Here is an 11,904-nt window from a genome sequence, read left to right as displayed (position 1 = left end):
CACTTGACTCAACTTTAGTCCGAGCCCTGCTATTCCCCCCCTGCCGAACTCAGGCCTCCTGGGCCGCAGGCTGGCCGGCCTGCTGGTTCTTCGTGTACGCCGCCTGCTTGAGCAGGGTCACGATGAGCGCCGAGACGAGCGCACCGACGACGATCGACAGCACCCAGGCCCATAGCTTCCCGATGGCGAAGAACACGAAGATGCCGCCATGGGGAGCCATCGACGTGGCACCCAGGCCCATCGACATCGCGCCGGTGACGGCACCGCCGGCCATCATCGAGGGGATGACGCGCAGCGGATCGGCGGCGGCGAAGGGGATGGCCCCCTCGGAGATGAAGGACGCGCCGAGCAGCCAGGCCGCCGTGCCATTCTCACGCTCGGCAGGCGTGTACAGCTTGGGGCGCAGCGCAGTGGACAAGGCCAGGGCCAGCGGAGGGACCATACCGGCCGCCATGACGGCTGCCATCACCTTGAGCGAGCCGGTATTGGCCACGCTGAGGTTCGTGGTGGCGAACAGATAGGCCGTCTTGTTGATCGGGCCCCCCAGATCGAAGCACATCATGAGGCCGAGGATCACCCCGAGAATCACGGCCGATCCACCGGACATGCTCGACAGGCCGCTGGACAGCCAGTTCATGAGCTCCGCGATCGGGCGTCCGAGGACGACGTACATGAGACCGCCGGTGACGAGCGAACCCACGAGCGGAATGATGACCACGGGCATGAGGCCGCGCAGCCAGCGGGGCGGGTTGAGGCTCGTGAAGTAGAGGGCCACCAGGCCGCCGAGGAGGCCGCCGACGATCGCGCCGATGAAGCCGGCGCCGGTGAGTCCGGCCACCGCGCCGCCGACGAAGCCCGGCACGATGCCGGGACGCTCCGCGAGGCCGAAGCCGATATAGCCGGCCAAGGCGGGCAGCAGGAAGCCGAAGGCCGCCTTGCCGACGGCGAAGAGCACCGCGCCGATGTAGGTCATCACTGCCGATCCGCCCAGCGCATGGGCGGTGGCCTGCGGCAGATTGGTGAAGCTGTTCTTCAGGGCGATGTCCAGGCCGTTGGTGGCGATGTCATAGCCGCCGAACAAGAACCCGAGCGCGATGAGCAGGCCTCCGGCTGCGACGAACGGGATCATGTACGAGACGCCGGTCATGAGCGACTGCTGGATGCGCTTGCCCCAGCCGATCTGGGACTTCTCCTCGGGCTCCGCCTCGCCGGCGGTGCCCTTGACGCGGTGGGCGTGCGGATCGTCGATGGCTGCCAGTGCCTCCTCGACCATGACATCGGGTTCGTTCACCGCTCGCTTGACGCCGGACTCGATGACCGGTTTGCCGGCGAAGCGCTCCCTGCCCTTGACTCCCACATCAGTGGCGAAGATCACCGCATCGGCGGCCGCGATGGTGGACTGCGGCAGGGGCGTGTAGCCGCTGGAGCCCTGCGGCTCGGCCTGCAGGTCGACGCCGGCCTTCTTGCCCGCCTCGGTGAGATAGTCGGCGGCCATATAGGTGTGCGCGATACCGGTGGGGCAGGCGGTCACGGCCACGATGTGGCGCATCGGGCCGACCGGCGCGTCGGGCCCTGCCCCTTGCTGTGGCTGCGCGGCGCCTGCGGGCACGGGCGGCTCGGCGGGAGCGCCCTGCTCAGGCTCCACGACGCCGCGCACCAGGGCGACGATCGCATCGGCATCGGGGGCGGTCCGCAGCGACTCGACGAAGTCCTTCTTGACCATGGCCCGGGCGAGCTTGGTGAGCAGTTTCATGTGCTCCTGCCCGCCGTGCTCGTCGGCGGCGATGAGGAAGACGATGTCGGCCGGCCCGTCGGTGCCGCCGAAGTCGACCGGGCTGCTCAGCCGGGCAAACCCGAGCGAGGGCTGCTTGACGGCGGCGGAGCGGCAGTGCGGGATGGCGAAGCGGCCGGGCATACCCGTTGCGAACTTGGCCTCGCGGGCCAGGGCGTCCCTGGCGAGGCCATCGGCGTCTGCGCGACCCGCGTCGGCTATGATGCGCGCCAGGCCGGTGATGACGTCCTGCTTCGTGGCACCGAGGTCCACGTCGAGGGCGACGAGCCTCGGCTCGATGAGTGATTCAGGCATTGCGGGGGTCCTCTCGTGATTCACAACGATGTGACATGGACTGACACGCCGTCAGCCCGTTCGGGTAGGGGGATGGTGGAGCCGGGCAGCGATGCGGCAGCGGTGCCCCATGCGACGGCGGAGCGCAGGGCCGCAGGCGGCTCGGCGCCGGAGGTCAGGCCGATGAGCAGCCCGGCCAGGGAGGAGTCGCCGGCTCCCACCGTGGAGCGCACCTCGACCGGCTCGGCGACGGCGTGCCAGGCAGCGTCGGCCGTGACGAGCAAGGCCCCGGCCCCGCCGAGGGTGACCATCACCGTGGGGATGCCCAGCCGCACCAGCTCGCGGGCCCGCTCGACGACCGGCATCACCTCGCCACGGGCCGCCCCGGCCTCGAGTGCCTCCCCATCGCCGCCGCAGATCTGGGCCAGCTCTGCCGAGTTGGGCTTCACGAGATCGGGTGCTGCCCCGGGAAGCGCAGCGCCGAGCGCTCGCAGCGGCGCGTCGGAGGTGTCGACGCCGATGCGGACGCCGGTGCCGCGCAGCCGCCGGACCATCGAGGCATACCAGTCATCGGGCAGGCCAGGCGGTAGCGAGCCGGTCATGACAACCCATTCGGCACCATTGGCAGCATCCAGCACGGCCTTCTCCAGGCGCTGCTGCTCGGCAGGGCCAAGCCGGGGGCCAGGAGCATTGAACTTCGTTGTCGTACCGTCCGGCTCGGTGACGGTCAGATTGATGCGCACCGGTTCGGTGATGCTCACTCCTACGTGGGCCAGGCCAGCCTGGTTCATGCCCACGACCAAAGGATCGTGCTCGGCGGCGGGCACCACGGCAAGAGTCGGCACGCCGGCCCCGTGCAGGGCTCGGGAGATGTTCACTCCTTTGCCGGCAGCGACGGTGGAAACCTGCTCGAGCCGGTGGACGCGCCCGCGCACGATGGGACCGGGCAGCGAGGCCGAGCGGTCAAGGCTCGGATTGGGCGTGACGGTGACGATCATCCCTGATCCACCTCGATCGCTCGATCCTGTCGGTAAGTCGTTGTTGAGCGGGCGCTGCCACGGCCGCGCCGCAGCGTTGTCCCCAGTGGCAGAGGAAACACGGGACCACCTCCATTGGTCGTCGTGCCCCGCGGCAGCCGCGGAGCGGGTTCTCGGGGATCCTGGCGAACTGCGATGTTGCGAGGGTGGCTGCCTGGGGCAGTGCGCTGGGTGCGTATGCCGTTCCGCGTGCCTGTCCGTCGTGGACATCCGGGATCCTTACATCGATCATACCCGATTATGTTGCTTTCCAGCAGTCCTCTGGCGGAGAAACTCACTCACAATCACATGTGCTCACGCCGTACCCACATTCGACCCGACGAGCGCTATGCATTGGACACGCGCCGCTGTGCACACCCCGGATGCGCGTGGCGAGCCTGCGCATCCAGATCATCGCGCTGAGCTGGACGCGGCGCTGGGAGACCCCGCCGGGGAGGGCGAGGTGTCGATCACCTGGTCAGCGGCGGGCGCCCCGACCGGCGCCACCGCATTCCACCGGTCGAAGTTCAGCGAGATCCCCTCGGTACTGAGATGGATCGGTAGCAAGCTGTCCACGGCCGCCACGACGGTCTTCTTCCCACCATTGCTCACGGTGTACGCCGGGATGCCGGCGGCATCCTCGCGGCTCACCGTCGCCTCGAAGTCGGCGGCCGACAGGGTGGAGAAGAGGTTCTGGATCACCTGGCGAGGGGACATCCGCACGATCTCGTCGCGCAGTGCCGCATCGACCGTGACCCATCTGTCGCCGATCTGGGTGGCCTGCTCGTCGCTGAGCTTGCCCTCCTGGACCCAGTAGGCCTTGTTCCCCTTGACATATCCAGCCCCGTCGACGACGAGCACCTCATAGACCACGTCGGCGTAGCGGGAGCTGGCGTGCATGTTCGTGCCGTCGAGGGTGCCGGTCTCCTCAATGCTCACGGTGCGAGACTTCGTGTCGGTGCGGGTGCCGCTCATGTGCACCGAGCCGGCGGCGGCAGCAGCCTTCTGCACCCCCGCGAGCAACTGCGAGGCAGAGATGGCGGGCGTCTGGCTGGCCGAGCTGTGAGCCGAGCCGAGAGCCGAGGGCACCGCCGAGCTGGACGCGGCGGGTTGGGCGGGAGTCCCCGACGAGGCGCCGCACCCGGTGACCAGCGGGCCGACCAGGGCGGCGATGCAGACGAGCGCGGCGAGGCGCAGCTTGGGCATCATTCTCCAGATGTTCAGTGGGCGGATGACCGGTGCCGGTACCCGCAGGCGGGCCGTGCAGCCATGGTGCCACGCCCGCCGCGCGGATCACCGGCGCGAGACCCCGAACTATCTGGACGATGTCTTGACGAAATATATCGGCTCGATATATTGATCTCGGCTCAGGTGAGTTCGGCGGCCTGGGCCAGCACCCTCGTGTGCCGTGCGCCCGATCGGGACACTGCGGGCACGAGCAATCGATGACAACCGCCGCGATGTCAGGAGAGTCCATCACGTCACCCTCGCGAGGTCACACCATGTCGGTCCGCAAGCGGACCCTTGAGCTGGCCATCCTCGGCCGGCTCGAGGCCGGTCCCGTGCACGGATACGAGTTGGGCAAGCACCTCGCAGTCATGCTCGGACCCTTCCGATCGCTGTCCTATGGCTCGCTCTACCCAGCGCTGAAGGCTCTCACCCTGCGCGGTCTCATCCACGCCCAGGCACCGGAGCGGCCGGCCACCGGGGCGCGGAAGAGGACGGTCTACGCTCTCACCCACGCAGGACGGGACTACCTGCACGAATGGCTGCGCACCGAGGACACCGAGGCCTGGAACGAAACGGATTTCGATGTCCGTTTCGCCCTGTTCGGGTCGACCGATGCGGATACCCGGCTGCGGATCCTGGAAAACCGCCGCACCCATACTGCGGAGGCCCTGGTGAAACTGCGCCATCAGCTCGACGAGACCGGCACCGATCTCGACGACTACACGCGCGAACTGGTGAAGCACGGTCTGGACAACGTCGAGCGCGAACTCAACTGGCTCGAGCACCTCATCGAATCAGAAAGCCACCGCCGGATATGAGAGATGGAGAAACCTCATGAAACCGATCCGCGTTGCCATTGTCGGCGTCGGGAACTGCGCCTGCTCACTGGTGCAGGGCATCACCTATTATCACGACGCCAAGCCGGGCGACACCGTCCCTGGCCTCATGCACGTTCAGTTCGGGGACTACCACATCAGTGACGTGGAGTTCGTTGCGGCCTTCGATGTCGACCAGGACAAGGTCGGGCTCGATCTCGCCGACGCCATCTGGGCCGGCCAGAACAATACGATCAAGTTCAGCGAGGTCGCCCCCACGGGTGTCACCGTGCAGCGCGGGCACACCCTCGACGGGCTGGGCGACTACTACCGCGACACAATCACCGAGTCCGCCCAGACACCGGTCGATGTCGTGCAGGTCCTGCGCGACAACAAGGTCGACGTGCTTGTCAGCTATCTTCCGGTGGGCTCGGAGAAGGCCGCCAAGTTCTACGCCCAGTGCGCGCTGGATGCTGGAGTGGCCATGGTGAACTGCATGCCGGTGTTCATCGCCTCGAATCCCCAGTGGGCCGAGAAGTTCACGAAGGCGGGCGTGCCGATCGTCGGCGACGACATCAAGAGCCAGATCGGGGCGACCATCACCCATCGCGTGCTGGCGAAGCTGTTCGAGGATCGTGGTATTCCGATGGACCGCACCTATCAGCTCAATGTGGGCGGCAACATGGACTTCAAGAACATGCTGCAACGCGACCGGCTCGAGTCGAAGAAGATCTCCAAGACCCAGGCAGTCACGAGCAATATCCACCAGCAGATCGACCCCCACGACATCCACGTTGGTCCGAGCGACTACGTGCCATGGCTCGACGACCGCAAGTTCGCCTTCGTGCGCCTCGAGGGACGCAATTTCGGCGACGTGCCGGTGAGCATCGAGTACAAGCTCGAGGTCTGGGACTCCCCCAACTCGGCCGGCGTGGTCATCGACGCGATCCGTGCGGCCAAGATCGGACTGGATCGCAAGATCGCCGGCCCCTTGCTCAGCGCATCGAGCTATTTCATGAAGTCGCCGCTGGAGCAGCGCCCGGACGACGAGGCACTGGCTTCGGTGCAGGCCTTCATCGCAGGTGAAGTGGAGCGCTGATCCGGGTGTTCGGGCCGGGCCCGGCCCGCTCCTCCCACCAGGAGCCGCGCGGGTCCATCCCGGCCCGGACCGTGGAGGATCAGGCCGAGCTCTTCGGCTCATTCATCTGCGGCACACTGTGTCGTTCGGTAAGCGTGGCGGCCTGGGTGACCTTGAGATCCCAGTAAGCGGGATTCACGAGGGGAATGAGACCGAACAGCACGCACAGGCCTGAAGATATGACGAGAACCCCTTGCGGATCGCTCCACGTGAGGAGCACACCGCCGGCGAGCATTCCCACGGGCGCGAGCACTCCGCTCACACCTTGCTGGGCGGCATAGATCCGGCCGCGTTCGCGCTCTGGGAACTGCTCCGCCACATAGGCCCCCAGCCGCGGCGAGGCAACCGACTGGGAGAAATAGCTCGTGAAGCGCACAGCAGAGGCAAGACCAGCCCTGGCCCCCAAGCCCACAGCCAGATACGAGAGCGCACTGCCCACACTGCTCCATGCGTCAAAGACGCCCGCCCCCGGGATTCGCCGTACAAGCAGGGCGATGAGAGACCCGGCGAGCAGCGCGATCACCGAGATGGACTGAAATAATCCTATTTCCCCATCCGAGTATTGGCGCACAAGGACCACCGGCACGACGACCGATGTCAGCCCCGCCGCCCACGACATATTGAGGTTGCATATGAACCACAGCCGCATCCACGTGGACTTCCGCGTAAGAGCCAGGATGTCGGCCCAGTCGCGGTCCACGCGTAGCCTTTCGACAACTCGTGACCATGTCCTCGCAACGGCTTCTGCCTGAGGTTCTTCCGAGCGATTCGCTGCCGCTTTGCGGGGATCTCGAAGAGCATGCACAATGACGGCAGTCGCGATAAACGTTCCCGCGTCGATCGCCAAGCCGAGCACGTTCTGCCGAACTGCGAGCAGAACCCCTCCGAGAGCACCTCCGGCAGCAAGCCCGAGCCGATTCACGAATGAGTTCGTGGCGAGTGTTGCGCTGAGCCGATTGCGGGGGACAATCGATGCCCACAAAGACGATTGCGCGGGACGAAAGAACCCAGCCATGAGCCCGTTACCCAGACATCCCGCCACCGCGAGAGCGATACCGGCTGGTCCTGCCACGAGGACCCCGGCGACGATGAGGAGGTTCATCCCGGCACGCACCCAATCGCTGTGCACCATCGATGACACGCGATCACTCATGTCGGCATGCTTGCCACCCGCCGCAAATGAGATCAACATTCCCACGCTCAGCGCACCGAGTGACCCCGCCACAGCAGACGCAGGCAGCGCCTGAGAAAGCGTCACCGACAGCACCACACCGGTGAGGCCATTGCCCAGCGCTGCGATGAAGCCCGCCGTACGCAACCTCGCCACCGCACGCTCAACGGCGTTCACCGAGCCATTTCTGGAGCTCCCATGCCAGAGCCGCATCCTCATAGTGCCTCATTTCTCATATCAAAGGCCGACAGTCACCAGCCGCACCCGACCAGCGGCGATCGATTGAGGGCCGCGACCGCGAGCCACTATAGGACCGACAGTCACCAGCCGCGACCGCGAGCCACTATTTCGAGGCCCCAAGATTTCGAGGCAGGGAACGCAGTTGTCCACCCCCGCGCCGCCGTGCCAAGGCCTCCTCAGCTTCCGCGGACGACGGCGTCCTGCTCCTCGGGGTCGACGATCCTGGCGCTGGGACGCCCGATCTCGGTGCCCCGCACCGCCTCGAGAGCGGTCAGCCGATGCCAGCCCTCCCAGCCGATGGGCGAGACGCCGCGGCGAGCCAGCAGTGCATCGACGTGCTCGGGGCCCGGTTGCGGCGCACCGAGCAGCCCGCCCCGATGGTCGCCGTCCAGCGCGGCACTCACCTGTGCGGCATCGCGCCTGGTGGACCCAAAGCCGGCGACATTGCCGCGCGCGGCCCAGCCGGTGACGTATTCACCCACCTGCACCACGCCGTTGTCGTCGATGAGTCGGGTCTCTCGGCTGGGGATCGTTCTGGTGGCCGGATCCCAGGGCAGGTCGGGCACGTGCGCCACGTCGTCGCCCACCGCCGTCACCACGAGCTGGGCAGCATACTCGCGCACTCCCGAGCCGTCGCCGCGCGCGTCCGTCGACTCGACTCGCACCGCCTCAGCCCGCTCGTTCCCCAGGATTGCCACTGGGCGCCGGGACAGCGCGATGTGCAGATGGCCGCTCGGATCTGCAGTGGGATGCCGAGCGGCTTCCTCGAGTGCCAGCACCGAGTCGCGAGTCTTGCGGTCCACGTCATCGGGAAGCGGGCCCAGCTGGGGCGGCTCCAGTTCGACGGCCACATTGGGCAGCGAGACGAGCTCGCGCAGCACTCTGGGCTTGAGCTTCAGCCGCGCCGCACCCGAGCGGTTGAGCACGCTCACGCGACGCACCCGGTGAGCCGCGAGCTCGGCGAGCACCTGCGGGGGCATGTGCGTGGCGGTGAAGGACTGCGCCGGCTTGAGGAGGATCCGCGCCACGTCCTGCCCCACGTCGCCGAAACCGACCACGACCACCTCACGTACCCCGGCCAGCGAGAACTGCGGGGCACCTGCCAGGCCGGTGTACCAGCCGAAGAAGTCATCGGCGGTGCACACGCCTGGCAGCTGCTCCCCCGGGATTCCCAGATGCCTCGGCTCGGATGCCCCTACTGCCCAGACCACCGCGTCATAGTGCGCCGTCAGCTCGGCCCTGGTGATGTCGCTCCCGACCTTCACTCCGGCCAGCAGACGAAGTCGCGGATCTCCGGTGATCTCCTCGAATCGCTGCGCCAGCATCTCGCCCTCGACATGATCGGGCGCGGTGCCGTGCCGCACCAGCCCATAGGGCACCGAACGCTGCTCGAAGACATCGATGTGAATCTGCGCGAACTCCCCCAGCAACTGCACGGCGCAGTGCATCCCGGCGGGCCCCGAGCCCACGATCGCGACAGTAAGGGGCCGCGCCCCTGCGCGGGAAACCGCATCCTGACCTGGGGTGATCACGATCTCAGCTTAGGTGACCCATGATCGCCGCAGATTTCGCTCACCCCAGATCTCGTGGAGCGCGAAGGCAGTGGCCCGCTCAGATCGTGCTATGGTCTGCACCGAGGCCCGCAAGGCCATCGGTCATGAGGTTGTCATCCCTGCAGCGCCGCCGCTGGAGCAGCAGGGAGCAAGACTCGGTGCACGTACTGTCCAGTACGCTGCCCGGGTCTTTTTTTGTGCCCTCTGGCCGACGAATGTCAGGGAGGACAGATGGCAGACAATTGGCAGAGCATCGGCTCTGAAATACTCGACGACGTCGGCGGCCCGGAAAACGTCGCGCGGCTCACGCACTGCGCTACCCGCTTGCGCTTCCAGCTGAAGGACGACTCGGCCGTCAACCAGGAGGCCCTACGGACGGTTCCCAAGGTCATCACCACGGTGAACTCGGGCGGCCAGTACCAGGTGGTGATCGGCAATGATGTCGCCTTCGCCTATGAGGCCATCGCGCCGAGGCTCTCGGGCGGTCAAGGATCCGCCGACGGACGCGAGCAGCCCATCGGATCGGACGGCGAGACCGCATCGGACGAGGGCACCGGGAAGAAGGGGCCGGTTGCCCGCTTCATCGAGATGATCTCGTCGATCTTCCTGCCGGTGATCTGGGTGCTGTCCGGCACCGGGCTGCTCGCAGCGATCCTGCTCATCTTCACCAGCCTCGGCCTGCTCGACAAGAACGGGCAGACCTACTCGATCCTGCACGCCGCCTCCGATTGCGTCTTGTACTTCCTGCCGGTCTTCCTGGCAGCGACCAGCGCCAAGCGCTTCAAGATGAACCAGTACCTGGCGATAGCCATTGGCTGCGCCCTCGTGTACCCGAGCATCGTCGCCCTGGCCAGCGCGAAGTCCGTGCACTTCTTCGGAATTCCGATGGCGGCCACGAACTACACCTACTCGGTGCTGCCGGTGATCCTGGCAATCTATGTGGCGAGCAAGCTGGAGCATTTGCTCAACAAATACCTGCCGAGCAATATCCGCAACTTCACCACGCCACTGCTCGTCGTGCTCATCATGGTTCCGCTCGTCCTGCTCACCATCGGGCCGGTCTCGAACTGGCTGGCCAATGGCCTCGCCGGCGGCCTGGAGTGGCTGTGGGGCAAGGCGCCGGTGGTCGGCGGCCTGATCCTCGGGGCGGCGTGGCAGCCGCTCGTGGTCTTCGGGATCCACTGGGGGGTGTGGCCGGTCATCATCAACGACATGGCCGTGCACGGCTTCAGCCACCTGTCGGCTCCCCTGCTGCCCGCTGTCTTCGCGATGTGCGGCGCAACGCTCGGTGTCTTCTGGCGCACGAAGAACAAGCGCACCAAGGAACTGGCCGGCCCCGCCACGATCACCGGCCTGCTCGCCGGGATCACCGAGCCTGCGATCTACGGTGTCACCCTGCCTCTCAAGAAGCCCTTCATCTACGGCGTCATTGGAGGCAGCGTGGGTGGTGCCATCGCGGCCGCCGGCCACGGCGGCACCACCACCTTCGCCCTGCCCGGCGGATTGACGATCCCCACCTATGTGGGCGTCGGCAGTTTCCCTGTAGAGATGATCGGCACAGCGGTGGGCTTCGCGCTGGCCCTGGTGCTCACCCTCACGCTCGGTTTCAAGGATGCGATCCCCGGCGAAACCACGGCCCCCGGCGAAACCGCAGCCACCTCGCCGGCCAATGAACCGGCGAACACACCGGCAGGGCAGGCCACCGCTGGCGCCACCGCCACCTCGTCCGCACCGGCAGCGGGCCCGGGCTTCGACGGTTTCGATATCACGAGCCCGGCACCAGGGCGCCGGGTGCCACTCGAAGAGGTGCCCGACAAGGTGTTCAGCTCTGGGGCGCTCGGTCCGGGATTCGCCATCCAGCCGAGCGAGGGCGTCTTCCGGGCACCCTTCGATGCCACTGTCATCGTCGCGCCGGCCAGCTCCCACGCCATCGGCCTGCGGTCCAACAACGGCATCGAGCTACTCATCCACATCGGCCTGGGCACCGTTGAGCTCAACGGACGCCACTTCACCCGTCGCGTGGAGATGGGCCAGGCGGTGCACCGAGGCGATGTGCTTGTGGAGGCCGATCTCGCGGCGATCGCGCAGGCCGGCTATGACACGACCACCATGGTCGTCGTGACGAACGCGAAGAAGCTGCCCACCGTCCAGGTCGTGGCGAGTGAGTCGGCGGACACCTCCACACCGGCAATGATGGTCGGCTGAACCCATCAACTGGCCCGGGGTTACGGTGCCCGCATCGCGGGTCGGCGGCAGTTGTCGTCGACCCGCGATGCACACCACTCACAGGTCATGGACGATGATGGAGGCCCACCAGCCGAGAACCAGGCCCATGCGCATAATCCAGGTATTCAACAACAATGTCTTGCTCGCCCGCGACGAGGACGGCCGCGATGTGGTGGCGCTGGGCCGCGGACTGGGTTTCCAGGCCCACGCTGGGGACGAGATCGATCCCGCGCGGGTCTCGCGACGTTTCCTCCCGCAGAACGAGGACACCGAGCGGGTTGCCGCCCTCATGGCCGAGTTGCCCTACGAGCACATCCGGCTCGCTGTGAAGATCGCCCATCTCGCCGCCGAATCGGGCTCTTCACAGATGAGGGTGTAGGTGGGGTCTGAAGCCGCCGGTCTCGAGCAGGCTGCGGGCGATGTAGTTGGTGAGGTTGCGGAAGCCGAGGG

General features: G+C 66.8%; 9 protein-coding genes. 4 read left to right on the top strand and 5 right to left on the bottom strand.

Annotated elements, in window-relative coordinates; genetic code table 11:
• Positions 1–49 precede the first annotated feature (49 nt).
• From BMX93_RS08330 to BMX93_RS08320, 3 genes are all read right to left on the bottom strand, one after another.
• Positions 50–2,086: a PTS fructose transporter subunit IIABC gene (locus BMX93_RS08330; RefSeq protein WP_091969984.1), complete on the bottom strand. Its 2,037-nt coding sequence runs from the start codon at positions 2,084–2,086 to the stop codon at positions 50–52.
• A 20-nt stretch (positions 2,087–2,106) separates the two neighbouring features.
• Positions 2,107–3,063: a 1-phosphofructokinase family hexose kinase gene (locus BMX93_RS08325; protein WP_091969982.1), complete on the bottom strand. Its 957-nt coding sequence runs from the start codon at positions 3,061–3,063 to the stop codon at positions 2,107–2,109.
• Positions 3,064–3,492: 429 nt separating this feature from the next.
• Positions 3,493–4,290: a hypothetical protein gene (locus tag BMX93_RS08320; RefSeq protein ID WP_091969980.1), complete on the bottom strand. Its 798-nt coding sequence runs from the start codon at positions 4,288–4,290 to the stop codon at positions 3,493–3,495.
• Positions 4,291–4,526: 236 nt separating this feature from the next.
• On the opposite strand from BMX93_RS08320, the gene BMX93_RS08315 reads away from it, so the two are divergent.
• Both BMX93_RS08315 and BMX93_RS08310 read left to right on the top strand, forming a co-directional pair.
• The gene (locus BMX93_RS08315; RefSeq protein ID WP_218139278.1) at positions 4,527–5,129 is read left to right on the top strand and encodes a PadR family transcriptional regulator; all 603 of its coding nucleotides are present in this window, start codon (positions 4,527–4,529) and stop codon (positions 5,127–5,129) included.
• A gap of 16 nt (positions 5,130–5,145) precedes the next feature.
• Positions 5,146–6,225 carry an inositol-3-phosphate synthase gene (locus BMX93_RS08310; protein WP_091969977.1) on the top strand — a complete coding sequence of 360 codons (1,080 nt, stop codon included), beginning with the start codon at positions 5,146–5,148 and terminating at the stop codon, positions 6,223–6,225.
• 79 nt (positions 6,226–6,304) lie between these two features.
• On the opposite strand, the gene BMX93_RS08305 is transcribed toward BMX93_RS08310, so the two are convergent.
• Both BMX93_RS08305 and BMX93_RS08300 read right to left on the bottom strand, forming a co-directional pair.
• Entirely contained in the window at positions 6,305–7,612 is a 1,308-nt protein-coding gene (locus BMX93_RS08305; protein WP_143052861.1) for an MFS transporter, read from the bottom strand.
• A gap of 239 nt (positions 7,613–7,851) precedes the next feature.
• Positions 7,852–9,207: an FAD-dependent oxidoreductase gene (locus tag BMX93_RS08300; protein ID WP_143052860.1), complete on the bottom strand. Its 1,356-nt coding sequence runs from the start codon at positions 9,205–9,207 to the stop codon at positions 7,852–7,854.
• A 252-nt stretch (positions 9,208–9,459) separates the two neighbouring features.
• On the opposite strand from BMX93_RS08300, the gene BMX93_RS08295 reads away from it, so the two are divergent.
• Positions 9,460–11,433: a beta-glucoside-specific PTS transporter subunit IIABC gene (locus BMX93_RS08295; RefSeq protein WP_091969971.1), complete on the top strand. Its 1,974-nt coding sequence runs from the start codon at positions 9,460–9,462 to the stop codon at positions 11,431–11,433.
• A 127-nt stretch (positions 11,434–11,560) separates the two neighbouring features.
• Positions 11,561–11,833 carry a CAT RNA binding domain-containing protein gene (locus BMX93_RS08290; protein ID WP_177170138.1) on the top strand — a complete coding sequence of 91 codons (273 nt, stop codon included), beginning with the start codon at positions 11,561–11,563 and terminating at the stop codon, positions 11,831–11,833.
• Positions 11,834–11,904 lie beyond the last annotated feature (71 nt).

The organism is Propionibacterium cyclohexanicum (genome assembly GCF_900111365.1).
Taxonomy (GTDB): domain Bacteria; phylum Actinomycetota; class Actinomycetes; order Propionibacteriales; family Propionibacteriaceae; genus Propionibacterium; species Propionibacterium cyclohexanicum.
The sequence above is the reverse complement of the archived record's forward strand: the minus strand, read 5'-3'. Positions and strand labels throughout refer to the sequence as shown.

What these genes read in the sequence shown, in the direction of transcription:
- BMX93_RS08330 (WP_091969984.1), bottom strand. Translation starts at nt 2,086, where the DNA reads ATGCCTGAATCACTCATCGAGCCGAGGCTCGTCGCCCTCGACGTGGAC.
- BMX93_RS08290 (WP_177170138.1), top strand. Translation starts at nt 11,561, where the DNA reads ATGCGCATAATCCAGGTATTCAACAACAATGTCTTGCTCGCCCGCGAC.
- BMX93_RS08310 (WP_091969977.1), top strand. Translation starts at nt 5,146, where the DNA reads ATGAAACCGATCCGCGTTGCCATTGTCGGCGTCGGGAACTGCGCCTGC.
- BMX93_RS08325 (WP_091969982.1), bottom strand. Translation starts at nt 3,063, where the DNA reads ATGATCGTCACCGTCACGCCCAATCCGAGCCTTGACCGCTCGGCCTCG.
- BMX93_RS08315 (WP_218139278.1), top strand. Translation starts at nt 4,527, where the DNA reads ATGACAACCGCCGCGATGTCAGGAGAGTCCATCACGTCACCCTCGCGA.
- BMX93_RS08295 (WP_091969971.1), top strand. Translation starts at nt 9,460, where the DNA reads ATGGCAGACAATTGGCAGAGCATCGGCTCTGAAATACTCGACGACGTC.
- BMX93_RS08320 (WP_091969980.1), bottom strand. Translation starts at nt 4,290, where the DNA reads ATGATGCCCAAGCTGCGCCTCGCCGCGCTCGTCTGCATCGCCGCCCTG.